The sequence below is a fragment of the Alcanivorax nanhaiticus genome (assembly GCF_000756665.1).
GTDB classification, from domain to species: Bacteria; Pseudomonadota; Gammaproteobacteria; order Pseudomonadales; family Alcanivoracaceae; genus Alcanivorax; species Alcanivorax nanhaiticus.
On sequence record NZ_ARXV01000014.1, the window covers coordinates 85,505 to 107,937 of the forward strand.

A 22,433-nucleotide genomic window follows, 5' to 3' on the forward strand; every position below is an offset into this window, starting at 1 on the left:
TTCATTCTCCCGTTCTGTCAGCTAGGTCGTGGCGAACAGCCATCCGGTTCATCGAGACTGCACAGGCCTTTCATCAGGGCCGACAGACAGCGCTTCAGTTGGGCGCGGGCATGGAAGATGCGCGTCTTCACCGTGCCCAGCGGACAATCGATCACCTCGGCAATATCGGGATAGGCCATGTCGTCAAAAAAGGCCAGCTGGATGGCATCGCGCTGGCCATCCGGCAGCTGACGAATGCAGTGATGCAGATAGGCCGCTTCCTGACTGCCCTGAATCGCCGCAGCAGTATCACCCTCGTCGTGATCCTCTGGTTCCGGCACGTTGTCATGACTGTCTTCGCGGCTCCACTTGCGCAGGTAATCCACCAGCTTGTTGTGGGCCATGGACATGGCCCAGGTCAAAGGCTTGGAACGGCCTTCGAACCGGCCAGCCTGGCGCCACACATCCAGCATCACTTCGTGCACCACATCTTGGGCGGCGGCGGCATCGCCACCCAGCCGGGATTGCACGTAATACTGCAGACGCGGCTGCCAGCGCCGGTACAGTGTCTGCAGGGCTCGCTGATCGCCGTCGGCCACGGCCTGCAATAACGCCTGCTCTTCTGCTACGGAATCGGTCATGGGCGTTGCACCTCCCGCCATTCACTCACACCAACGATCCGGCCTTCGCCATCCAGGGCTTCCACCTGCCAAAGATAGGTCCCCGGTGCCGACAGTTTCTCCCACACCAGCGGGCCGGGCTGGGCACGGGTCTGGCCTGCAGACAACCACTGGGCGGTCACCGGCCCGTCGCCGCGTGGCTGCAAAGGTTCGGCAAGCCCACCATCGAGACGGGGCAGGTGAGAGCCCTCGGTGGCATAAAAGTGCAACCGGTAGCTGGTAGCCACCGCAACCGGTTGCCACTGGAAGGGGGTATCGCTGTGCATTACCGCGCCCCGGGCCGGGGCCATCAGGGAGATGGCAACCCGCCCGGTCGGGCCGGCCTCGCTGCTGATCACCTGATACTGCAACACTGGCAAAGTCGTTTCTGCGCTGGCGCTGTGCGGCCGGAAACGCAGCAGATACAGCCCCGGGATATTGCTGGATAGCGGCGGCGCTTTTATGGTCGCCTGGCCCCCGGCGGGGAGTAATTGCTGCACCTGGCGCAACGGCCGATACAAGGGCACCCCGACGGTACCCGGTGGCGAAGCCAATTCCCACTGGCCGCGCAGCAGTCCGCTGCCGGTGTAGTAGAAGGTGGCGCGGGCAGACACCGCTTCACCCTGTTCGATCACCCGTTGGGCGCCACCACGGGCCAGCTCCAGCTGGATCGCAGTCAGTGAAAAACCCGCGGCGGCGGGGGAGCGCAGCGCCAGGGTCGCCGCCGCGCTGCTGCCTGACAGTCCATCGGTGAAGGCACGCACCAGCACCAGCCTGTCACTGCCCAACTGCAACGCCTGCTCACTGACGCTGGACGGAATGCTCAGGGTGTCGGCAAAAGAAAAGGTGCGCGTACCAAAGGTGGGATTACAGGCAATGGAACGTGACAACCGTCGTGGCAGGGTGCGTAGCAACGGTCCGTTGATTTGCCCGGCACGAATTTCCACGGCCGCGGACGTGACGGTACCCAGGCAGTTGGTTTCATCCCGCACCGCCTGCCAGTTCAGCGACACCAGCGCCTGCCGCCCCAGCGCGATGCCCTGGCTGGCCGGGTTCACCGACGCACTGAGCACATCCGCACGGGCCATGCTGCAGGCCAGCCCCAACAACATTATCAAGGTGACTATCGATTTCATGGCCGCACTCCTGTCCGGGCCCAACTGGCGGTGACGCCGGCAAAGACCTGCCACTGATTTTCACGGTCCAGCGCATCCAGCACTGGCTGGCGATAATACTGGCCACCCAGATTCAGGCTCACGCCGGGCACCCAGCCACGGGGCTGTCGCCATTGCCAGTTCACACTGCCCTGCACGTCATCGAGCCGCTGACTGTCTGCACCGTCCTGTTCCAGCCGGCCCCAGGTATAGGTGAGGCTGGACCACACCCGGCGGCTCCACTGCATACCCAGTGTCATCCCCGCCTGGCTCAATGTTGAGTCGTCGTCTGAAAGCAAACGGTTCATGGATTCTGCTCGCTGCCCATAGGGCTCCAGGGTAAGCCGCTCACCCATCGGCAGGCGCACGCTCAGTTGCGAGAGTTCGGTTTCCAGATCAGAGAGAAAGGTCTGTTCGCTGCGATCCCGGCCACGGCTGTGGGCCAGATCCCAGGACCAGCGCGGGTACTGGATTGCCAGCGACGCCGTCATCTGCTGGTTGCGGTACAGATCCCCTTCGCTGAGCAGAGCCGCCGCGCGGCTGACATCCTGATCGGTGTTCTGCCAGCTCAAATTGAACGCCGGCTGTCCCAGCCAGCCATTGCCGTTGAGCAGTGGGGCGTAGCCCAGGCTATAGCTTTGTTGTTCCAGCTCCGTCACCGGCAACAGCGGGTTGTCATCCACGTTGTCATCCTGGGTCCCCAGATAGGCCTGCAGGGACAGTCCTGCCCAGAACAGGGAGCCATAGCCACCCAGCACACTGCGGTCCGCCAGCATCTGTGGATTGGTGGGACTGTAGAAGGCCGTGCCTACTTCCCGGCGCTCGATGCCGGTACTCATGGCTACCGGCTGCCCCATCAGCTTCCAGTTCCTCAGCGGATACCAGGTGAGCCGGGTATCCCAGGCCTCGTCCCGTTGTTCTTCAAGAGCGGGGCCCGGAGACAGACTGTCCGCATCACTTTCCTGACTGGACCAGGCGTATTCCCCCTGCCAGTGCACTCGCTCATCAAACAGCCAGCTTTCCAGGGCCACACTGCTGGCCTCCCCGGATCGGGTTTCCGGATCAGACAGCACGCCGCTGCCAAACTCGCCATTGCCACTGGGGCCTTCGCCCTGCAACCAGCTGACGGTGACGCTGAGCGATTCCGGCGCATCCGCAATTGGACGATGGGTGAGGCTGGCCCCATCACTACGACGCTCCGGCTCACGGGTCCACAGGGCGCTGCCGCCACCGGGGGGCGGAGTACGCAATGACCAGAGGATAACGTCGACAGGCTCGGTACTCAGACCGGCGGACAAACCACGGCGCAGCACCGGCTGCATCAATAACGTGGAGCTCAGGGGAATCTGGTCACCGGCGGTCCATTGCCACGGGCCGTGCTGACCCTGCACATGCACATAGCCCAATGACATGCCGTCACGGCCACTGCCCTCCAGCGGGTCGCGGCTGGTCCCCAGGGCTTCCACCACCGCACTGCTGCGCCACTGACCATCCGCCGCCGTGGCACCCACCCGCAAACCGCCGTCCACCACAGTGCTGTCCGGCAAGGGCTCGGGCAGGTTGTCCTCGTCCAGGCGCTCACTGACGGTGACATCCAGGCGGGCATTCAGACCGGCTTCGCGAAAGCGCGCCGAGTGCCGCACGGTAAACGTCCATACCCCATGCTCATGCAGGTCACCTGCCGGAGTCATCTCTACCAGTCGTAACTGATGATCGCCGGTGGGCAGGGCGGAAGGGGGAATCAGACTCAGCTTGCCGGGCTCGGACTCCACCAGCAGTGGGGAGACATCCGTGTTGTTCAGCTCCAGCAGCCATTGCGAATCAGCTGCAGCAGACTCCGGCAGCGACACCGTAATCTCACTACCCGGGGTGATGGGTTGTGCCATCAACAACTCTGCTGATGCACTTGCATCTACACTGACGCTCATCAGGCAACACGCCAGCCAGCACCGTTGACGCACTCCCGATCGTTTCCTTTCCATGGCCTTCTCTACTTCGCAATGCATCCGCATTGATCCTGCCGGGTAGATTAATTCCCCCGCATTATCCCCAAAAAAATTGAACCGTTACTGGCGGGCCTGCGACTCCTGAACACTTAACCTCAAACAAGGAGTCTTACCATGAACCCGATAAAACAGTGTTTTCGTATCGCCACGTTGACCCTCGCCATCGCCACCAGCCAGCAAGGTCTGTGCGCAGGCTACCTGAAAATCGATGGCATCAAGGGCGAAAGTCAGCGTTCGGCACCGACTGCCGCTCACCGCTTTCATCATGGCGGTGGAGGCGGTGCCGGCAAAGCCAACTTCCAGCAACAACCGGCCGCCCGCGGCGGCCTGGATCGCGATATCATTCGTCGCGCCGCCGAGCCTCAGACCCAAACCACTACTCGGCTGCCCAAGGTGGACACCCCTCATGTAACCGGCGTCGAACCTGACGAAATCGATTAAAATATTGGCCTCTCTGTATCCTGCAGGGAGGTCACTTTTTCTGAATCCGTTTCAGAAATATTCCACTTTTTATGCGCACCTAAATTACCACAAACCTGCCCATTCTTTACGTCACAGCTATGCAAAACATGATGCATGGCACAGTGCCATCACCCACATCCTCCTAGACTTTCTCGCCTACCGGTCAACCCCGACAAGAACCATAAAAATAATTTTCAATATTTTGAACCGTTGCGAACGACGCCACGACCCAGGGAAAAACATTCACCTAGAGGGAATACTCATGTCACGCTTTCTGCACCCCATTGGCCCTTCCCTGGTGCTGGCCAGCACCATTGTCTTGACTGCCTGCGGCGGAGGAGGCGGTGGAGGCTCCAACAACAATGGCGCCCCTGCTCCCGGCACTGCAAACGTTGAACGCTATGCCATCGCAACAGCCTACAACGGGGATACCCTGGCAACCTATGCAGTAGAACCACAAAGTGGTTTGATGCGGCTGGTGGACAAGGTAGGGAGCATCAACAATGCTACTGCTGTCGCAATCCGGCCCGGCCACGATGAAGTGATGGCGCTGACCAACGGAGGCGTCATCTACCAATACTCGCTTTCAGCCCGAGGTGAACTGGATTACATGGATTTCGCCATCACCAACGGCGGCGCCCTCAATGATCTGGCAGTCCACCCCTCAGGCAATTATGTCTATGTCGCTGATGGCAACGCTGGCATCTACCAGCTCGGCTTTGATGAAGATGGCCTCATCACGCTTATGGAGCCCGAGGAACTGGTCGTTTCCGATAATATGGATGCGCAGTTTACCAGCGTTGCCCTGAACAGAAGTGGCAAGCATCTGTATGCCGCTGACATCGTTAACGGCATCTCACACTTCAGCGTTGCGCTTGACGGCACCCTGACATTTGAAGAAAGCATCCTTGTTGATTCCGCCTGGCAAATTGTCGCTCATCCAAATCGTGACCTTCTCTACGCCATCGAACGAAATGATGGCTCCCTTCATCAATTCAGAATTTTAAGCAATGGCTCTCTGGAAAGTCTCGCCACCTCACCATACCTGGGCGGGCAACTGGAAGGTCTGACGCTGGATAGAAGCGGGAATTATCTTTATATCTCTGACATCACTAACGATGTTATCTGGCAATTACGCATCGGCAGCAATGGTATGGCTTCGCTGCTGGACAACCCGTCTATTGATGTCCCAACCAACACTCCCCGGTCCCTGAAGGCAAGCCCGGCCAGTAACCGCATTTATCTTGCTGATCAAAACGGTTCTGCCATGCTGGCTTTCTCCATCAGCAGCAACGGTGAACTTTCTGCAATGACACCAGACCGTGTCGCAATGGATGCGTACCCCACCGACCTGGTATTCAGCACCGGCCCTGCGCTTGAAGCGCATACCACTGCTGCCTATGTCATCAATGGCAACAGCAATAACGTCAGTCAATTCCTGATGGATGATGCCGGCACCTTGACCCCTCTTGGCGATACCCCCCCCGCCACCGGTGCGTTCCCTCAGGCCATCGCCGCACACCCCAACGGCAAATCCTTCTACGTGGCCAATTACAGCGACAACACCGTATCCCAGTACCGCCGTGTTACCAGCGCCAACTTGGACTACGAAGTAGATGAACTTAGAGCGATTCAAGACGATGCCGAAATGGATCTGGGTCCTGCTGCCCTGGTGGTACATCCCTCTGGCAACTACCTCTATGTGGTGTGTAGTGGCAACGACAGCGTTTCCACCTACAAACTTCAAAACAATGGCGAGATCGTAGACAACAACGGTATCGGTATTTACATGCCGGATGATATTTTGCTGGTCGATCGGGATCAGTTTGGTTTCCCTGATCCTTCTGCCATCGCCATCGACCCCGCCGGACGTTATCTGTGGGTCAGCAATAACAACAACCCCGGCACAGTCATCGCCTTCCAGATCGATCCGACCGATGGCAGTCTGACCAAGGGTGACAGCACCTCCGCAGGCAACGCTCCCCGCGCTATCACAGTCAATGCTGATGGAACGGCGGTTTATATCACTGCTTCTGGCGATAACAGCATTCGCCGCTACTCGGTTGCCGCCAATGGCGACCTGATTTACCCCGCGGTTCAGAACATTGCCTCAGACCAGTATCCCGCCAGCCTGGTACTGGCTCCCAAAGGCAATGCCCTCTATGCAGCCAACACCCTGTCGTCCAATGTCAGCCAGTTTTCGGTGGCCAACGACGGTTCTCTGGCGGCCATGAATCCGGCATCGCTGAGCACCGGCATAGCGCCACAGGGAATGGCGATAGACCCCACCGGCAAGAACCTGTTAATTGCCAATCAGGCCTCTGGAGACATCACTCGCTTCTCTGCGGATAACAACGGAGCCCTGACCGTTGAGGAAACACTCTCCGTCGGTATCAACCCGCAAGGCATCAGTATCGTTGGCTACACGGAATAAATTCTGGCCAGAGAGACAAAAAAGGAGCGCTTAACGCGCTCCTTTTTATTGCCATCCAATCCTCTTAAAACAGACCAGGCAATAGCGCAGCGGTCCGCTGGCGGTAATCCTCAAACTGCACCGGAAAGCGCTCCGCAAGCACAGCGTCTTCCCGATAAATGCGGAAAATAGACAGCGGCAAAATGACCAGCAACATGAAACATAGTGCCTCAGGCACTGACTGCCAGAGCAGAATTCCCGCACATACCAGAATCAGTCCCAGCTCAGAAGGGTGGCGAAGCCAGCGATACAACCCGTGCTGAATCAGTCGATGGTCATGTCGCAGCGCAATGTGGCTGACAAAGTGCTTGTTCAGTGTCTGGATCGCCAAAACCCGCAAACCAATCCCTGCCAGCAACACCGGCGCTCCGATCAGATGCCACCAGGCCCACTCCACATTGATCTGCCGATAGCCAAGCAAATCAATCCAGAAGAAAACCAGTAATGCCATGCCGGTCACATAGGGAAGCCAGGCATGGCAAAGCGCCTGTTCCTGTGATTGATGGGCCTTGGTGCTGGCGATGATTTCCACCGCCACAAAAACACTGACCATCAGATAGAAGCCGACCGTCGCAGGCTTCTGAAGAAAACGAACATCGAAGGGGAAGACCAGCATCGGCAGTGATAGCAGCGCTGCGTTAAGCAACACCGCTATCACGATCACCAAGCGGTCAAGCGGCACTACTGATCACGCCCTGCACATGGGCATGAGTCATACCCAGACCGGCACCAATCTCTGCCAGCATGCGCTGCTCTTCTTCCTGAAATTCGCCATCCGCCAGCGCCACATAGAGTGCCGCCTTGATGACCATTTCCTTGCCTTCCTCATTCAGATAACCACGCACTGCAGAGAGGCTTTCTGCCAGCGGCTCCTGGCTTTCACGAATCAGGTAGATCTCTTCGCGCAACGCGCTTTGGGCAATCTCCCGGCCGGAGACTTTCTGGAACACTTGCTGCGCCATTTCAATTTCGGAATCCTCAACCACCCCATCGGCCAGCAACATGTGCATCATGACTTTCTTGATGGTGGTCTGGTATTCCGCTTCAAAACGTTCACGGTTGGCAGCAGGATCATGATCCAGCACGGACGGTTTGTAGGCATCCTTGCAGCTGATGCATTCCACATATTCGCCCAGCTTGTCGAGCGGAATCAGTGGAATGAAATAGAGGGTGAAAAAGCGGCGCACCCGCTTGAGACCATAGTTGCGTGTGGTCTCACAGGTCGGACAGTGAAACTCCCCCTTTTGGGGTGTGGTTGTCACACCCCTGGTACCGAAGATAATCATATGCATTCCCCAAGTGTTGTTCGACTATGAACACGCATCCCACGCCTGAACGCAGGTTGCACTGTATGTCACAGCGTTTTCCCCTCAGGAAATTATGGTCAAAATTTGTTCTTCTTCACTATGGTCAATGTCTTACACAGCGTGACTGGGTTGGCATTTCCAGCAACAGACACCCAATAACCACGCCATGTTGTTCAGCCCTGCCAGTCATACTCCATCTGGCGCGCCGTTTTCTCGGCCAGCTCACGGCTGTGTAATGTCTCGACCAGATGCAGACTCATGTCGATACCGGCGGAAATGCCCGCCGAGGTAATGCGGTTGCCATCTTCCACCCAGCGCACCGTTTCATGCACCTGCAAATTCGGGTAGCGGCGATGAAGATCCGCTAAATCTTCCCAATGCGTCGTCACTTTTTCGTTACTAAGCAGGCCCGCCTCAGCCAACAGGAAGGCACCGGTGCATACCGACGTGACCCATCTGGCTGATTCCCCCGCATTGCGGATCGCCTGAAGCAACCGGCGATTATTCATGGCCCAGGTATGCACACCGCCACTGACCAGCAGCACATCCAGCGGCGGATGATTGTCCAAGGTGAAATGGCTTTGTACTGTGAAGCCACCGCGCGCATTCACCGTTTGCCGCTCGCTGATCAAACACACCGACCAGGGTTTGGTAGAGCAAAGCCGAGCGGCAGTGGAAAACACTTCAAAGGGACCTGCGAAATCCAGCACTTCTGCTTCGTCATAAATTACGATGCCGATGGTTTGCATGCTGACTCCGAAACGTGCTGTTCTGTTATTTGGGTGGCAATGTCATGACGAAATCCAGACACCGGGATAGCCATTGTTGCAGGGCATCCTCTTCGGCCAGCACCGCCGCATCCACCATGATCATGCCCTTCATGGGCCGGCCGGTAAAATCCATTTCCGCCGCGCCCGGTTCCGCCAACAACGCAGAATATGCGCCGGGGCCAACACGGGCGATAAGATCATCGCCCAGAATACCGCAGCACATGTTGCCGGCAATCATGAAGCACAAACCGCCAAACATGCGCTTTTCATCCGGCAATGCACCTGCCACACGATGCAGGCACTCTCGAACCCGTTCCGCCAGCTGGTGATCGAATGCCATACTCAGAAAACCGTACGCAGCGCGTTAATGGTGAGCCCGATAAGGGCCAGTGAAGAGAGAAAGAACAAGACGAACCGCACCTCGATCTTGTTCACCAGCGCCTGCAGCAATGAATGCACAATGCGGATACCCACATAGGCCCAGGCAAGCGTCAGATTGATACCGTCACCCTGTCCCAGCAGCGCCAGTGCCAGCACGATGGCATAGAACACCGTGGGCTGTTCCATCAGATGATTGTAGTTGTCCGCCTTCCAGCGCACCTGGGCGGGGAGAGTATTCATCTGCTGGCCACTGGGCGCCTGCGGGTCGGGTTTCATGTTGGCCGCTTTCATGGCCGGCAGGCGGGTCAGATACATCCATAGCCACATCACCATGGACCAGGCCACCAACACCACCAGTGGAGCAAGAATCGGGGTAGATACCAGCATCACATACTCTCCTCTTGGTAAGGGTTACAACATACCCGTGGCAACGGCATAGCCCAGACAGGCCCCTGCGACCACAATCACGGCCAACAACATTCTGCCCAGCGGCAAGGAACGACTCTGTCTGGCTCCTGTGGAATCCTGACGCGATACACTTTTCCCCGATGCGGCCGGCGCCGCTTTTGGCGGTGACGTTTCTGCCAGATGGTTTTCCACCCATTCCTTGGCTTCGCGAAGACCCAGATTGTGTTCCTCACGCAACAACTTGATCGCCGCGATCTTGCTTTCCTGGCGCAGCACCTGTTCCACGTTATCCGGTAATCGCATGCTATTTTTCTTCCCTGTTTAAATACGGTTATCGAACCATTGCTGCAATCCAGTTCGCCACTGCAGCGCTTCTACATCCAACCAATCCCGGTAAGGGGCCGCAGGCTCGCTAATCAGCAATGTCATCATCATGGCGATACCGATCAGCACCGTACACCAGAAAATCGTAGTGAATGGCTGCTTGCGGGTTTTATGACGAAACAACGGACGAGCCACCAGCGCGCCAGGCCAACCACCCAGCAACGCCAGAAGATGCAGGTGCTTTTCCGGGGTTCGTTGTTTCTCCAGGCGGGCAGCGCGCTTGTCCACCCCATACAGGATCAGGGTCACCAGACTCAGCAGGGCAAATGCGAAGAGCAGGAAAGGAAAGAAAGTGTAGCCTTTAGACAACCAGAACATGGCCGCAAAAAAAGTGGCTACCGCAGCAACCGAAAAACCGAGCTGCGTCTTCATCCCAGCCAGGCCCACAGTGCCGCCAGCAATGCTACGGGTGCCGTTTCTGCACGCAGCACACGCTCACCCAACGCGAACGGAGTAAATCCGGCCTCCTGTGCCATCGCCAGCTCTTCCTCCGAGAACCCCCCTTCAGGGCCAGTCAGCAACACCAGCGATTCGCCCCGGGTCAGCACCGCTGGATCGAACGCCTTTTCACCGGGATGGGCAATCAGCTTGCCTGCTGGCAACGCACTGCCCAACCAGCTTTTCAGATTTTCCACCCCGCAAACGGTGGGAGGAATGTTCAGCCCGCACTGCTCGCAGGCACTGATGGCAATGGCCTGCCATTGGCCCAGCTTCTTGTCGGCACGCTCGCCTTTCAGGCGCACCTCACAGCGTTCCGTATCCAGCACCACGATCTTTGCCGCCCCCATTTCGGTGGCCTTCTGGATCGCGTAATCCATGCGATCGCCCTTGATCATGGGCAAGGCCACGGTGACGGACAGCGGCGGGGTGCGGTTAGCTTCGTTAAAGGCCAGCAACTCCACAGTGACCGACTTCTTGGTGATCGTGTCAATACGCGCCTGCCATTCCCCACCGCGACCGTTAAAGACCTCAATGGCATCGCCTTCTGCCATACGCAGCACCTTGCCAATATGGTGGCTGGCGGCCGCACCCAGTTCCACTAGCTGGTCGGACTGAAATTCCTGATCATCAAAAAAACGGCGAGACATGCTTGCTCCAATCAATCCGGGATGTCGCAACAAAAGCAAAAGGCTACCATAGCCAGGCGTTAACGCCTTCCGAGAATCTTGCTGTGGAAAACCGCCATGGGTGAAATCCTTCATTCTTCTTTTCGTGCACCCCTCTGGTTGCGCAACCCTCACCTGCAAACCCTGTGGGGACCGCTGGGACGCAAACTGCCTGAGGTGCAACGCCAGCAAGAGCGTCTGGAACTCCCGGACGGCGATTACCTGCAGCTGGACTGGGCGGGACCGGATCGGCGCCCCGGCCAGTTAACCGTGATCCTGTTGCATGGCCTGTCCGGCTGCAGCGACTCTCATTACATGCGTGGTTTCCAGAAAACCTTTGCCGATGCCGGCATCCGTTCCGTGGCCATCAACAGCCGTGGCGCCAAACAACCCAACGACACCGCACTGTGTTATCACGCCGGGGAAACCGACGACGTGGACGCGGTGATTGAGCATGTCTTTCATCAAGACCCCACCGGCCACCGACTCGCCATTGGCGTTTCCCTGGGCGGCAGCCGCCTGCTCAACTGGTTGGCTCACCGGGACAGTGGCCGTCTGAGTGGCGTCGCCACCGTGTGTTCACCCCTGCGGCTGGATATTTGCGCCAACCGCCTGGATCGTGGCCTGTCGCGGATGTATCGCCAACATCTGATCAAGGCGCTACTGGAAAACTTTGCCAGCAAGAAGCGACACCTGGATCAGGTCAACCCTCCCGAGGCCAAACGCCTTTATCGACTGGACATGACCGGCATCCGCTCGTTCTGGCGCTATGACGACCAGATCATCGCGCCCCTGTACGGTTTTCGCGGTGCCAGCCACTACTATGCGGAATGCTCCGCCGGGCCGCGATTACTGCAGGTTCGCACCCCCACCTTGATCCTGCAGAATCTGGATGATCCGTTCATGACCCCGGCCACCCTGCCACGCCATCAGGAATTGGGGCCGGCGGTGACACTGGAAGTCAGCCGCCATGGCGGCCACGTGGGTTTCATCGGGGACGCAGACAACCGCTACTGGCTGGAACAGCGTTTGCTGGCATTTGTGCAGGGGTATGGGTTTCGGTAGGTCTGCACCCTGAGCGAGTGCTGCTCGCCTTTCTCCAGCGGTGACGTGAACGTGGGAGTCAGCCCGTCTTCACCGCTGCGGCAGCCGTCTGCTGGACCAACAGCAGGGTAGGGCTGCTGTCCGGTGAGCGATAGCGGGCCTTCATTTCTTCCAGGTGATCCAGGGCTTCACCACGCACAAAAGGTTCTTCCAGACAGATAATCTGATAGATGCCATGGCGCATCAGGCTTTCATCCAGCACCTCGTTATCAGCCGCATCCGGGCGCAAGGCATGGACCAGCGGCGCCCAGGACGACATCAACACCCAGGTGTTAACCAGTAACCCTTCCAGCTGATCATCACTCATTTCCAGGATGCCACTGCTGCGCAATTCACTGTAGATGATGGTGCCACGCTCCACCACGCGCTCCACAAACAGGCGATAAGCCGCTGCCAGTGTCGCATCCGCATTCAGCAGGTGGGACAGGTCGCGGTGAAAGAAGCGGTACTGCCACATGGAGGCCAGCAGCCCCTCAAAGTAATAGACCTTCACCTTCCATGTCAGCGGGCCTTGGGGCTCCTCCAGCAGGGTCAGCAGATTCTGCTGATAGCGCTCGAACAGGGCCGCCACAATCACCCCCTTATTACGGAAATGGTAATAGAGGTTTCCCGGGCTGATACCCATGGCCTCGGCAATGTGATTGGTGGTCACATTGCGCTCTCCCTGCTTGTTGAACAGGGCCAGGCTGGTGTCGAGAATCTTCTGCTTGGTGCTGGTCATTTTGAGACAACTGTTGTGTTTTTGATACGCCGTGTTGACTCCTAGAGTAATTACTCTAAAAATCACTATCAAGGCTAATTTATGAGCAGTGCACTCGCGTGCCTGCCAGCCGCTATCTTACACAACAAACAGACTCGGGAGGCGAGGACCATGGTCGCCGAAGTGAAAGAGCTACATCAAAGCAATACCGAAATCGAGCGCATGCAGCGTATTTTTGCCGCTCAGAAAGCCGCGTTCCGCCAGCACCCTTACCCAACGGCAGAGCAGCGCATCGAGCTGATCAACCGTCTTCGCCCCCTGCTGGCAAACCATGCGGATGACTGGGTTCAGGTGATCAATGAGGACTTCACCAACCGCGCCGCCGACGAAACCCGACTGGCGGAAATCCTGATCACCCTGGAAGGCCTCAAATACACCACCAAGAAACTGCGCAAGTGGATGAAGCCCAGCAAGCGCAGCGTCAGCGCCCTGAGCTGGCCCGGCAAGACCTGGGTGGAATACCAGCCGCTGGGCGTGGTGGGTGTTATTGTGCCCTGGAACTACCCGATCCAGCTGGCCGTAGTGCCGATCATCACCGCACTGGCCGCCGGTAACCGGGTGATGGTGAAGATGAGTGAAGCCACCCCGAAAGCCGGTGCGCTGCTGGAAAAACTGATTGGCGAAACCTTCCCGGAAGACCAGGTCGCCATCTTCAATGGTGAGGTGGAAGTGGGCCAAGCCTTCTCCCAGCTGCCGTTTGACCACCTCCTGTTCACCGGCTCCACTGCCGTCGGCCGTCACATCATGCGCGCCGCTGCTGATAACCTGACCCCGGTAACCCTGGAGCTGGGCGGCAAGAGCCCCTGCATCATTGGTCAGGACTTCCCGATGAAGGATGCCTGCGAGCGCATCGCCTTCGGCAAGTGTCTGAACTCCGGCCAAACCTGTGTGGCCCCGGATTACATCCTCTGCCCGGAAAACCGGGTGCAGGAATTCGTGGAGGCCTGGCGTGCCCAGGTGACCCAGTCCTATCCGACCATGCTCAACAACCCGGACTTCACCGCCATCGTCAACGGTCGCCAGCAGCAGCGTCTGCTCGGCTATCTCAAGGATGCCCGCGAGAAGGGCGCCGAGGTGATCGAGATCAACCCGGCCAATGAGGACTTCAGCAACAGCCAGAAGATCCCGCATACCCTGGTGCTGAATGTCACCGACGACATGCAGATTGCCAAGGACGAGATCTTCGGGCCGCTGATGATTGTGGTGCCCTACAAAACTCTGGACGACGCCATCGAGTACGTGAATGAACGCCCGCGTCCGCTGGCCCTTTACTACTTCGACTGGAACAGCACTAACGGCGACCATGTCCTGAAGAACACCCACTCTGGTGGTGTGTGCATCAACGACACCATTTCCCATGTGGGTGTGGATGACATTCCGTTCGGCGGTATCGGTGATTCCGGCATGGGTGCTTACCATGGCCCCGAGGGCTTCAAAACCCTGTCCAAAGCCAAGGGCATCTACAAGAAGGGCAAGTTCAATGCGACCCGCTTTATCCTGCCCCCCTATGGCCGCGGCATGCACAAACTGATTCAAAAACATATGATCAAGTAAGACCCACCCGTCACCGCTGCTACCCGGCGGCCGGTGACGGGACGCCCTGCCTTTCGCAGGCGGCAGGTTGGCTACACAGACAAAACAAGAAAAGGACACCCTATGGATCAGGGAATTAACCGACGCGGCTTTCTCAAGCTGGGTGCGGCAGGCAGTGCCTTACTGGCTACCGGTTCCAGCCTGGCGCTGCTGACCGGCTGCTCCAGCAACACCGAAGGCCCCGCTGAGGGCTACCGTTATTTCCGTCAACAGGACGTGGAATTGCTGACCCCGCTAGTGGGCGCAGTTCTCGGTCCAGCTCTGACCGCTGCAGGCGCAACCGCCGCCGACGGCATGAAGGCCTACGACGACCTGCTTGAAGGGGCCATGCCCGGCACCCGCGACACCCTTTTCCAGCTACTCGATCTGATGCAGCTCGGTGCAGCTCGCTGGTTCCTGACTGGCAGCTGGGCCCACTTCGCGGAACAAAGCGAAGAACAACTGCAACAGACCCTGGCAGACTGGTCAGCCAAGACAAATGGCATTGCCCGCATGGCCTTCAAAGGCCTGACCCAGCCCATGTTCATGGCCTGGTATGTCAAACCCGCCGCCGCCAAGAGCACCGGTTACCCCGGCCCTCCCATGCATGTGACGGCCTGACTCGCTGACGCGCCCCCAACAAGAACAAGGAATTGTCATGCAGGACCTGACAACGCTGCAGATCAAGGTACAAGACCCGTGGAAAAACCCCACGGATAACGGCTGGGACGTGATCGACGGCCGCACCATTACTGACAACCGCACCCTGGAAGCGGATGTCATCATCGTCGGCAGTGGTGCTGGCGGTGGAGTAAGCGCAGAAATTCTCAGCCAGCGAGGCCTCAAGGTGATCGTGCTGGAAGCCGCCAAGCTGAAAACCTCTGACCAGTTCAACATGGACGAGGGCGAAGCCTATCGCGACCTGTATCAGGAAGGCGCCATGCGGGCCACCAAGGACGCCGGCATGACCATCCTGCAAGGCAGGGCAGTGGGCGGTACCACGGTGGTGAACTGGACCAGCTCTTTCCGTACGCCCCATGAGACCCTGAATTTCTGGCGTGATCAGTACGCCGTGGAAGGCCTCAGCCGCAAAGAACTGGACCCCTGGTTTGCGGCAATGGAAAAGCGCCTCAATATCGAAAAATGGCTGATGCCCCCCAACGCCAACAACGATGTGCTCAAGCGCGGCTGCGATGCGCTCGGCTGGCACACCGAGGTCATTCCCCGCAACGTGAGCGGCTGCTGGAATATCGGCTATTGCGGCATGGGCTGCCCCACCAATGCCAAGCAATCCATGCTGGTGACCACCCTGCCAGGTGCACTCAGCAGTGGCGCCACCCTGATTCACAGTGTGCAGGCCGACACCCTGATCATCGAAGGTGACAAGGTGACCGGAGTGAATGCCCGTCCGCTAAAGGACGACAAGACCCCCACCGGTGCCAGCCTTACCCTCAAGGCCCGTGCCGTGATCACGTCTGGCGGCAGCATGCAGAGCCCGGCCCTGCTGATGCGCTCCAACGCCCCGGACCCCCATGGCCTGGTAGGCACCCGTACCTTCCTGCACCCGACCAACTTTGCCTATGGCATCTTCGACAAAGAAATCGCGCCTTACTACGGCGCTCCCCAGTCAATGTACTCCGACGAGTTTGTGTTCAAGGAAGGGGTGGACGGCCCGGCCGGCTTCAAGCTGGAAATGATGCCCATGCATCCCGGTCTCAACACCGCACTGGTGGGTGGCTATGGCGCCAGTGCTTTTGATCAGGCCAAGCGCCTGCCGAACCTGGCGGGCTCCATTGCGCTTCTGCGCGATGGTTTCCATGAAGACAGCCAGGGCGGCAAAGTAGAGCTCCGCGACAACGGCGAGCCTCTGCTGGATTACCCGGTCAACGAATATCTGCTGGAAGGGACCAAACGGGCCCACCTGACCATGCTGGAAATGCAGTTTGCGGCGGGGGCAAAAGAAGTCCGCCCTGGCCATGCCCATGCGCCGTACTACAAGAACTGGAAAGAAGCCCGTGCCGGTGTAGAGAATCTGGAATACGCACCGACCATCACCGGTCTGGGCAGCGCCCATGTCATGGGCGGTCTGACCATGGGCCAGGATGACAGCCGCTGTACCGTGAATAGCGATGGCAGTTACAAGCACCTCAGCGGGCTGTATGTGATTGATGGCTCAGTATTCCCCACCAGCCTCGGGGTCAACCCGCAGCTGACCATCTATGGCATGAGCGCCCGCAATGCCACCCGATTGGCAGAAAAGCTGATGGCATGAGAGTGACGGCGCCCTCCGCAGGGAGTGGCGCCACTGCGCTCAGCATTGATCGGGCATATACCGCATCGTCAGTGGAACCAGGTCGGAACAGCCCTGCTCGCATTCCAGCTGAACCGCTTGGCTATTGGCATCCGGCTCACCGGCCTGCCGGTACAACGTCCCGTTCAGGAATGTTCCCGGCAGGCCCGTGCACGCCAGCATCGAGTTATCCCCCATGAGAAACACACAGGGCTGGTCGGTAAACGTATGCAACCTGGAATAGTTGCTGTCGTGGGACAGGACGGTGCTGTTGATGCTCTCAAGGGACAGGTGAAACCTGGTGCCATCCTTGCTTTGCCCCTCAAGATGCCCCAATGACTCCGCAAAAACAGACGATGACACCAACAAGAAAACCGGCATCCATGCTCGCATAACTTCTCCCTGTCATCCTTTTCTGATCACCCTTGCCATAGTGGCAATGTAGCGCACCGTCTGGCAAGACTCGTCGCTTCTTGAACAGGCAGGCAGCCGCAAGTCAATGTCATAATCTCACCCAATGAGACAAATCCCTCATTTTGCTTCATGCCCGACTCCGCCATATTGCATCCAGACGATTCCCATGAATAACGACGGATTCATGCCATGGCTCTGGACATGCATCGACGCGACTTTCTCAAGACCGGTTTGTTTGGCTGTGCGCTACTCGCCACCGGCTCCAGCCTGGCACTGCTGAGCGGCTGCTCCAGCAACGATGGCCCGGCGGAGGGCTACCTGCACCTGCGCCAGAAGGATGTGGATCTGTTGCTACCGCTTACCGGCGTGGTGCTGGCCCAGGCGCTGAAAAAGTCCGCTGCATCTGCAGACACCGCACTGAAGGCCTATGACAAGGTGCTGGACGGCGCCATGCCCGGTACCCGCGCCACCCTGTTTCAGCTGTTCGATCTGATGCAGCTGGGTGCCGCCCGCTGGTTCATTACCGGCACCTGGGCACACTTCAACGAACAGGACAGCAAGACCCTGACACACACCCTGCAGGGCTGGTTCACGCTGGATCGCACCCTCTCCCGCATGGCCTGGAAAGGGCTGGTGCAGCCGCTGATGTTCGCCTGGTTTGCCCAGCCGCAGGCCGGTCTGACCACGGGCTACCCCGGGCCACCACAACGGGTCATCTCCTGACCCCTTTTCCCCTTCGCCTGACAGTACAAACCACGCGCTCGATAAGGAAACACCATGCAGGATCTCAGCACCCTGAAAGTCCAGTCCAAGGATCCCTGGAAAGACCCAAAGGCCAACGGCTGGGAGGTGATCGATGGCCGTCAGGAACTCAGTGACCGCACCCTGGAAGCCGACGTGGTGATTATTGGCAGCGGTGCCGGTGGCGGTGTCAGCGCCGAGATCCTCAGCCAGAAAGGCTTCAAGGTGATCCTGGTGGAAGCGGCCCGGTTGAAGAGCTCTGATGAATTCAACCTGAACGAGGCCGAGGCTTATCACGACCTCTATCAGGAAGGCGGCATGCGCGCCACCAAGGACGGCACCATGTCCATCATGCAGGGGCGGGCGGTCGGCGGCACCACGGTGGTGAACTGGACCAGTTCGTTCCGCACCCCGCCGCAAACCCTGGACTTCTGGCGTGACGAGTTTGGTGTACAGGGTATGGATGAAAACACCATGGCCCCCTGGTTTGCACAGATCGAACAGCGCCTGAAGGTCATGAAGTGGGTGGCCCACAATCGCAATAACCAGATCATGCTGGAAGCCTGCCAGTCGCTGGGCTGGCAATCCGATGCCATTCCCCGCAACGTGAGCGGTTGCTGGAACCTGGGTTACTGCGGCATGGGCTGCCCCACCAATGCCAAACAATCCATGCTGGTGACCACCATTCCCGCCGCCCTTGATGCCGGCGCCACCCTGCTGCACAGCGCCCAGGCGGACACCCTGATTATCGAGGGCGAAAAAATTACCGGGGTACGCATCAAGACCCTGGACGACAACAAGATTGCTACCGGTGCCACACTGACGCTGAAAGCACCCACAGTGATTGTCTCCGGTGGCTCCATCCAGAGCCCGGCCCTGTTGTTGCGCTCCAACGTGCCGGACCCCCACGAACGGGTCGGCAAGCGCACCTTCACCCACCCCACCAGCTTTGCCTTCGGCATTTTCGACAAGGAAATCGCCCCCTATTACGGCGCGCCGCAAAGCATCTACTGCGATGAGTTCAGCCACCGGGACGGCATCGCCGGGCAAGCAGGCTACAAGATGGAAATGATGGCCCTGCATCCCGGCATGGTCGGCGCCTTTGTGGCCGGGTTTGGCCAACAGGCCTGGGACGAAATTCTGCAGTTGCCCAACATGGGCGGCTCCATCGCCATGATCCGCGACGGCTTTCATGAACAAAGCCAGGGCGGGGCGGTGGAACTGCGCGACAACGGCGAGCCGGTACTGGATTACCCGATTAATGACTACGTGCTGGAAGGCACCCGGCGTGCCCACTTGAGCATGGTGGAAATGTTCTTTGCCTCCGGGGCTAAAAAAGTCCGCCCCAGTCACAGCCAGGCGGACTACTACAACAACTGGCAAGAAGCACAACTCAAGCTGGCAGCGCTGGACTATGTTCCCGTGGCCACCGGCATCGGTTGTGCTCATGTGATGGGCGGCCTGGCCATGGGCGCGGACGATAGCCGTTGCGTGGTCAACAGTGATGGTAGCTACAAGTATCTGGACGGGCTCTATGTCATGGACGGCTCGGTGTTTCCCACCAGTGTGGGAGCCAATCCACAGCTGAGTATTTACGGCGTCAGCGCTCGTAATGCCTCGTTGTTGGCGGACCGTCTCAAGGGATAACGAAGGGCAGGGTGGCGCTTACCACCACGCCTGAATCGCAGCCCAGATCCAACAACCCATGGCGATGGGAGCGGAGAAGATCACCAGCCAGTAACACATGAACAGGTTGTAGAGCAGACCGCTGATATCGACGCCAAACACATAGCACGGATCCGCCGCGCCAGCGTCCAGCCGGGTGCCCTTGAGCGCGGCAATGCCACTGCCAAGCATGCTGAGTCCAAACGGCACTGTAATCAGTAATACGCCGGTCAGCGCCCATTGCATTGGTGTCATGGCATTTCCCTTTCCCCGTGAAGTCACGGGGGATGGTAGCAAAGGGCAGGCCGGCACGTTGCGACCTGCGGCAAATCGTCCGCAGTTGCCAACGACGTTTTTGCAGGTGGATCTTATCCAAATGAAACGAGGGAAGATGAAGGGTATGAGCAATTTTTCCGGCAAGACCGCATTGATCACCGGAGCATCCTCCGGCATGGGCATGGACTATGCCCGCCAGCTGTGCGCCGCCGGTGCCAACCTGATCCTGACTGCCCGCCGCGTGGATCGCCTTGAAGCGCTCAAGCAGGAACTGGCCGCCGAGTGTGCCGCAAAAGGTGTCTGTGTGGATATCCATGTCTTCGCCTGCGATCTGGTAAACGAAGCCTCACGGGAATCCCTGATCGCGCGCATTGCCGATGCCGGCCTCAAGGTGGACATCCTGATCAACAATGCCGGGCTCGGCCTGCAGGCACCGTACCTGACGCAACAGTGGGATGACCTGCACGGCATGATGCAACTGGACATGAATGCCCTGTCACACCTGACCCATCACTATGCCGCCGACATGAAAGATCGTGGTGAAGGCTACATCCTGCTGGTGGCCTCGGTAGCCGGGCACATGGCCATCCCCGGCTATGCCGCCTACAGCGCGTGCAAATACTATGTGCGCGCCCTCGGCTATGCCCTGAATGGCGAGCTCGCGCCGGATGGTATTCGTGTCACCGTGGTCTCCCCCGGTGCCACCGAAACCGCCTTCTTCGAGGTGGCCGGCCACCAGCGTAACTGGATCGCCTGTTTCATGACTGGCAAGAGCGAGCACGTGGTCTGCGCTGCACTGAAAGGGCTCAGACGAGGCACCCGGGAAGTGGTCCCCGGCACCCTCAACTGGCTCGCCACCTTCTACAGCCGCCTCCTCCCCTACGGCATGATGCGCCGCATCATGGAAGTGATTTTTTAGCGACGCGTCACGCAACATGCACAGAGCAAAGGGCCGATCTCCACCATTCGCTCCCAACTTCCTACAAAGCCCCGCAGGAGCCCAGCTTGCCGGGGCGATCCGAGCCTTGGCGAGGTATGGATTCCAGAAGCGAGTGACGAGTAACGAGTTTCGAAAATCCAAAAACGGCTGCCAGACACGAGATTAGGGGTGTTTGCTTTTCGAAACTCGCTTTTCGAAACTTGAATCTATTATTTTCGCCCCGGCAAGCTGGCCGCCTACGGGGCTCCGTTACCGAGCAAGGGAGCAGAACAGCCTTGCTCCGGTCCCAATCGATCCAGAAATTCCCCCGCCCAGAACACACCCTGAATCGTCAGGCCGGTGACCATCAGAATGACTAACAGAAACAACAACGGTCGCAGGCGAGCGCGGCGACCGTACACATAACGGGTTGGCTTGAAGACTTTCTCATCCGGCAACGGATGCTGGGCCAGCAGCCATACCCGCAGGCTGTGCCGACCTTCAATCGCCAGCACCACTAAAACAAAACTGCCGGGCAAGCCCACAAAGATCCCATAAATCAGCATTTCCATGGCACTGAACGGTCCTGCTCGGCGGCACGGCGCAGTCTCCACGAAGGTTTCGAACCAGGGAAAGAAAACAAACTGGGTGAGCAGTAACAACGGCAGCGCCCAGGCGCCGTGAAAAGCCAGAAGCTTTAACCGCTCACCGCGAGAATATTGTGGTGCCCACTGTTCCATCCGGCGTCCCCAGAAAAAGATCAGGGAAGTGTGCCAGATTTTTCACGACTTGTTTGATAAGACCGTACCGGTAGAGAGCATCAGCAATGTGTTCAGACTGGCTCCAGCGGGAGCGTGCGGGCACGCTCCCACAATAACAACCAGGAGAGTCAGCGCCAGGCGTTATTTATCCCGACGCAACACAAAGAAAAATGGCGTCTTCATGCCCTTGAGATCCATGACACCCAACACGGTGTCATCATCCACTTTACGGAAGACATCATTGATCGGCAGGTTGTCATACACCATGGTGGCACTCGGCTTGCCACGGTAGGTGGTCATGCGCAAGCGGGCAGCGGATTTCTGTCCGGTCAGCAGCGGGATCAGTACCTGAAAGACGCTGCCGGCGGCTTCCGACTTGAGCATCGGCAGCTTGTCCAGAAGACCAAGCCCCGGCATGGCCAACAGCGGTTTTACGCTGGCCAGATCACCGTTGCGTTTACGGAACACCAGCGGGTGCACATGCTCGGTAGTCTCAAAACGCTTGCCGTGCCAGTGGCATCGTTCCAGCATGCCGTCCATGGGGTGGCCGGTCTCAAACCCTTCCCCTTTCCAGGCACCCAGCATGAAGTCGGTGTCCACCGGCTCCAGCGCATCAAAAATGGCCAGCGCATCATCACCGGATACTTTCCCCTGCGCTTGCGCGGCAGCAAAACTGATTTCCTGAAGACCCTGTTTATCGTTGCTTGAGGCACCCATGTTGCGCTCCCTGAAAATCGGATTGATCGAGAGGCACTACGCTAAGCGCCCACGCGGATATCCCCCAGTCTGTTTGCGCCATTGTCCCGCAATCGGGTTTACCTAGGGCCTGTTAACACTACCAA

The 22,433-nt window shown here is 58.5% G+C and carries 25 protein-coding genes; 9 read left to right on the forward strand and 16 right to left on the reverse strand.

Annotated elements, in window-relative coordinates:
• Positions 1–17: 17 nt before the first annotated feature.
• The 3 genes from Y5S_RS15140 to Y5S_RS15150 are packed head-to-tail and all read right to left on the reverse strand — an operon-like array spanning position 18 to position 3,678.
• A complete protein-coding gene (locus Y5S_RS15140; RefSeq protein WP_052041642.1) occupies positions 18–620 on the reverse strand; it encodes an RNA polymerase sigma factor in 603 nt (200 codons plus the stop codon).
• Positions 617–1,774 (reverse strand): hypothetical protein, encoded by a 1,158-nt coding sequence (locus Y5S_RS15145; RefSeq protein WP_156107799.1) that lies wholly within the window; start codon positions 1,772–1,774, stop codon positions 617–619. Before Y5S_RS15145 ends, Y5S_RS15140 begins: the two co-directional genes overlap by 4 nt.
• Complete coding sequence (locus Y5S_RS15150) at positions 1,771–3,678, reverse strand: hypothetical protein (RefSeq protein ID WP_156107801.1); 1,908 nt, start codon at positions 3,676–3,678, stop codon at positions 1,771–1,773. Before Y5S_RS15150 ends, Y5S_RS15145 begins: the two co-directional genes overlap by 4 nt.
• 234 nt (positions 3,679–3,912) lie before the next feature.
• On the opposite strand from Y5S_RS15150, the gene Y5S_RS15155 reads away from it, so the two are divergent.
• Positions 3,913–4,239, forward strand: a complete 327-nt coding sequence (locus Y5S_RS15155; protein ID WP_035234151.1) for a hypothetical protein — start codon at positions 3,913–3,915, stop codon at positions 4,237–4,239.
• Between the two features lie 283 nt (positions 4,240–4,522).
• A complete protein-coding gene (locus tag Y5S_RS15160; RefSeq protein WP_035234152.1) occupies positions 4,523–6,694 on the forward strand; it encodes a lactonase family protein in 2,172 nt (723 codons plus the stop codon).
• A gap of 64 nt (positions 6,695–6,758) precedes the next feature.
• On the opposite strand, the gene Y5S_RS15165 is transcribed toward Y5S_RS15160, so the two are convergent.
• The 8 genes from Y5S_RS15165 to Y5S_RS15200 all read right to left on the reverse strand — a co-directional run bounded on the left by Y5S_RS15165 (position 6,759) and on the right by Y5S_RS15200 (position 11,071).
• Complete coding sequence (locus tag Y5S_RS15165) at positions 6,759–7,415, reverse strand: methyltransferase family protein (RefSeq protein WP_035234154.1); 657 nt, start codon at positions 7,413–7,415, stop codon at positions 6,759–6,761.
• Complete coding sequence (locus Y5S_RS15170; RefSeq protein ID WP_197055160.1) at positions 7,405–7,995, reverse strand: TerB family tellurite resistance protein; 591 nt, start codon at positions 7,993–7,995, stop codon at positions 7,405–7,407. The genes Y5S_RS15165 and Y5S_RS15170 overlap by 11 nt, the downstream gene beginning before the upstream one ends.
• 218 nt (positions 7,996–8,213) lie before the next feature.
• Entirely contained in the window at positions 8,214–8,789 is a 576-nt protein-coding gene (locus Y5S_RS15175) for a DJ-1/PfpI family protein (RefSeq protein ID WP_035234157.1), read from the reverse strand.
• A 25-nt stretch (positions 8,790–8,814) separates the two neighbouring features.
• Positions 8,815–9,150 carry a TfoX/Sxy family protein gene (locus Y5S_RS15180; RefSeq protein WP_035234159.1) on the reverse strand — a complete coding sequence of 112 codons (336 nt, stop codon included), beginning with the start codon at positions 9,148–9,150 and terminating at the stop codon, positions 8,815–8,817.
• A 2-nt stretch (positions 9,151–9,152) separates the two neighbouring features.
• Complete coding sequence (locus tag Y5S_RS15185; protein ID WP_035234161.1) at positions 9,153–9,578, reverse strand: MAPEG family protein; 426 nt, start codon at positions 9,576–9,578, stop codon at positions 9,153–9,155.
• Positions 9,579–9,602: 24 nt separating this feature from the next.
• Positions 9,603–9,902: a ribosomal protein L7/L12 gene (locus tag Y5S_RS15190; protein WP_035234163.1), complete on the reverse strand. Its 300-nt coding sequence runs from the start codon at positions 9,900–9,902 to the stop codon at positions 9,603–9,605.
• 18 nt (positions 9,903–9,920) lie between these two features.
• Positions 9,921–10,355, reverse strand: a complete 435-nt coding sequence (locus tag Y5S_RS19320) for a DUF1294 domain-containing protein (RefSeq protein ID WP_231552712.1) — start codon at positions 10,353–10,355, stop codon at positions 9,921–9,923.
• A complete protein-coding gene (locus Y5S_RS15200; protein ID WP_035234165.1) occupies positions 10,352–11,071 on the reverse strand; it encodes a 16S rRNA (uracil(1498)-N(3))-methyltransferase in 720 nt (239 codons plus the stop codon). Before Y5S_RS15200 ends, Y5S_RS19320 begins: the two co-directional genes overlap by 4 nt.
• A 96-nt stretch (positions 11,072–11,167) precedes the next feature.
• On the opposite strand from Y5S_RS15200, the gene Y5S_RS15205 reads away from it, so the two are divergent.
• On the forward strand, positions 11,168–12,154 hold the full coding sequence (locus Y5S_RS15205) for a YheT family hydrolase (protein ID WP_035234167.1): 987 nt from the start codon (positions 11,168–11,170) through the stop codon (positions 12,152–12,154).
• 58 nt (positions 12,155–12,212) lie between these two features.
• Here the strand turns inward: Y5S_RS15205 and Y5S_RS15210 are convergent, their stop codons facing one another.
• Entirely contained in the window at positions 12,213–12,914 is a 702-nt protein-coding gene (locus tag Y5S_RS15210; RefSeq protein WP_035234169.1) for a TetR/AcrR family transcriptional regulator, read from the reverse strand.
• A gap of 150 nt (positions 12,915–13,064) precedes the next feature.
• On the opposite strand from Y5S_RS15210, the gene Y5S_RS15215 reads away from it, so the two are divergent.
• The 3 genes from Y5S_RS15215 to Y5S_RS15225 all read left to right on the forward strand — a co-directional run bounded on the left by Y5S_RS15215 (position 13,065) and on the right by Y5S_RS15225 (position 16,797).
• Positions 13,065–14,507, forward strand: coding sequence for a coniferyl aldehyde dehydrogenase (locus tag Y5S_RS15215; protein ID WP_035234171.1), 1,443 nt, complete (start codon positions 13,065–13,067; stop codon positions 14,505–14,507).
• A gap of 102 nt (positions 14,508–14,609) precedes the next feature.
• Positions 14,610–15,146, forward strand: a complete 537-nt coding sequence (locus Y5S_RS15220) for a twin-arginine translocation signal domain-containing protein (protein ID WP_035234172.1) — start codon at positions 14,610–14,612, stop codon at positions 15,144–15,146.
• 37 nt (positions 15,147–15,183) lie between these two features.
• Positions 15,184–16,797, forward strand: coding sequence for a GMC family oxidoreductase (locus Y5S_RS15225; protein WP_035234174.1), 1,614 nt, complete (start codon positions 15,184–15,186; stop codon positions 16,795–16,797).
• Between the two features lie 39 nt (positions 16,798–16,836).
• Here Y5S_RS15225 and Y5S_RS15230 read toward each other — a convergent pair whose 3' ends face one another.
• Positions 16,837–17,208, reverse strand: coding sequence for a hypothetical protein (locus Y5S_RS15230; protein WP_035234176.1), 372 nt, complete (start codon positions 17,206–17,208; stop codon positions 16,837–16,839).
• Between the two features lie 210 nt (positions 17,209–17,418).
• Between Y5S_RS15230 and Y5S_RS15235 the strand changes: the two genes are divergently transcribed.
• Complete coding sequence (locus Y5S_RS15235) at positions 17,419–17,952, forward strand: hypothetical protein (protein WP_035234178.1); 534 nt, start codon at positions 17,419–17,421, stop codon at positions 17,950–17,952.
• A 54-nt stretch (positions 17,953–18,006) separates the two neighbouring features.
• Complete coding sequence (locus Y5S_RS15240) at positions 18,007–19,617, forward strand: GMC family oxidoreductase N-terminal domain-containing protein (protein ID WP_052041643.1); 1,611 nt, start codon at positions 18,007–18,009, stop codon at positions 19,615–19,617.
• Between the two features lie 18 nt (positions 19,618–19,635).
• Here Y5S_RS15240 and Y5S_RS19745 read toward each other — a convergent pair whose 3' ends face one another.
• A complete protein-coding gene (locus Y5S_RS19745; protein ID WP_197055161.1) occupies positions 19,636–19,890 on the reverse strand; it encodes a hypothetical protein in 255 nt (84 codons plus the stop codon).
• Positions 19,891–20,035: 145 nt separating this feature from the next.
• On the opposite strand from Y5S_RS19745, the gene Y5S_RS15250 reads away from it, so the two are divergent.
• Positions 20,036–20,830, forward strand: coding sequence for an SDR family NAD(P)-dependent oxidoreductase (locus Y5S_RS15250; protein WP_035234209.1), 795 nt, complete (start codon positions 20,036–20,038; stop codon positions 20,828–20,830).
• 257 nt (positions 20,831–21,087) lie between these two features.
• On the opposite strand, the gene Y5S_RS15255 is transcribed toward Y5S_RS15250, so the two are convergent.
• Together Y5S_RS15255 and Y5S_RS15260 are read right to left on the reverse strand one after the other, a co-directional pair.
• Positions 21,088–21,570 (reverse strand): hypothetical protein, encoded by a 483-nt coding sequence (locus Y5S_RS15255; RefSeq protein WP_052041646.1) that lies wholly within the window; start codon positions 21,568–21,570, stop codon positions 21,088–21,090.
• 162 nt (positions 21,571–21,732) lie between these two features.
• Entirely contained in the window at positions 21,733–22,308 is a 576-nt protein-coding gene (locus Y5S_RS15260) for a DUF4334 domain-containing protein (RefSeq protein ID WP_035234179.1), read from the reverse strand.
• Between the last annotated feature and the right edge of the window lie 125 nt (positions 22,309–22,433).

Bases quoted from the DNA above. Each gene is read 5' to 3' on its own strand.
- Y5S_RS15140 (WP_052041642.1), bottom strand. From the start codon at position 620: ATGACCGATTCCGTAGCAGAAGAGCAGGCGTTATTGCAGGCCGTGGCC.
- Y5S_RS15145 (WP_156107799.1), bottom strand. From the start codon at position 1,774: ATGAAATCGATAGTCACCTTGATAATGTTGTTGGGGCTGGCCTGCAGC.
- Y5S_RS15150 (WP_156107801.1), bottom strand. From the start codon at position 3,678: ATGGCACAACCCATCACCCCGGGTAGTGAGATTACGGTGTCGCTGCCG.
- Y5S_RS15155 (WP_035234151.1), top strand. From the start codon at position 3,913: ATGAACCCGATAAAACAGTGTTTTCGTATCGCCACGTTGACCCTCGCC.
- Y5S_RS15160 (WP_035234152.1), top strand. From the start codon at position 4,523: ATGTCACGCTTTCTGCACCCCATTGGCCCTTCCCTGGTGCTGGCCAGC.
- Y5S_RS15175 (WP_035234157.1), bottom strand. From the start codon at position 8,789: ATGCAAACCATCGGCATCGTAATTTATGACGAAGCAGAAGTGCTGGAT.
- Y5S_RS15180 (WP_035234159.1), bottom strand. From the start codon at position 9,150: ATGGCATTCGATCACCAGCTGGCGGAACGGGTTCGAGAGTGCCTGCAT.
- Y5S_RS15185 (WP_035234161.1), bottom strand. From the start codon at position 9,578: ATGCTGGTATCTACCCCGATTCTTGCTCCACTGGTGGTGTTGGTGGCC.
- Y5S_RS15190 (WP_035234163.1), bottom strand. From the start codon at position 9,902: ATGCGATTACCGGATAACGTGGAACAGGTGCTGCGCCAGGAAAGCAAG.
- Y5S_RS19320 (WP_231552712.1), bottom strand. From the start codon at position 10,355: ATGAAGACGCAGCTCGGTTTTTCGGTTGCTGCGGTAGCCACTTTTTTT.
- Y5S_RS15200 (WP_035234165.1), bottom strand. From the start codon at position 11,071: ATGTCTCGCCGTTTTTTTGATGATCAGGAATTTCAGTCCGACCAGCTA.
- Y5S_RS15205 (WP_035234167.1), top strand. From the start codon at position 11,168: ATGGGTGAAATCCTTCATTCTTCTTTTCGTGCACCCCTCTGGTTGCGC.
- Y5S_RS15210 (WP_035234169.1), bottom strand. From the start codon at position 12,914: ATGACCAGCACCAAGCAGAAGATTCTCGACACCAGCCTGGCCCTGTTC.
- Y5S_RS15215 (WP_035234171.1), top strand. From the start codon at position 13,065: ATGGTCGCCGAAGTGAAAGAGCTACATCAAAGCAATACCGAAATCGAG.
- Y5S_RS15220 (WP_035234172.1), top strand. From the start codon at position 14,610: ATGGATCAGGGAATTAACCGACGCGGCTTTCTCAAGCTGGGTGCGGCA.
- Y5S_RS15225 (WP_035234174.1), top strand. From the start codon at position 15,184: ATGCAGGACCTGACAACGCTGCAGATCAAGGTACAAGACCCGTGGAAA.
- Y5S_RS15230 (WP_035234176.1), bottom strand. From the start codon at position 17,208: ATGCGAGCATGGATGCCGGTTTTCTTGTTGGTGTCATCGTCTGTTTTT.
- Y5S_RS15235 (WP_035234178.1), top strand. From the start codon at position 17,419: ATGGCTCTGGACATGCATCGACGCGACTTTCTCAAGACCGGTTTGTTT.
- Y5S_RS15240 (WP_052041643.1), top strand. From the start codon at position 18,007: ATGCAGGATCTCAGCACCCTGAAAGTCCAGTCCAAGGATCCCTGGAAA.
- Y5S_RS19745 (WP_197055161.1), bottom strand. From the start codon at position 19,890: ATGACACCAATGCAATGGGCGCTGACCGGCGTATTACTGATTACAGTG.
- Y5S_RS15250 (WP_035234209.1), top strand. From the start codon at position 20,036: ATGAGCAATTTTTCCGGCAAGACCGCATTGATCACCGGAGCATCCTCC.
- Y5S_RS15255 (WP_052041646.1), bottom strand. From the start codon at position 21,570: ATGGAACAGTGGGCACCACAATATTCTCGCGGTGAGCGGTTAAAGCTT.
- Y5S_RS15260 (WP_035234179.1), bottom strand. From the start codon at position 22,308: ATGGGTGCCTCAAGCAACGATAAACAGGGTCTTCAGGAAATCAGTTTT.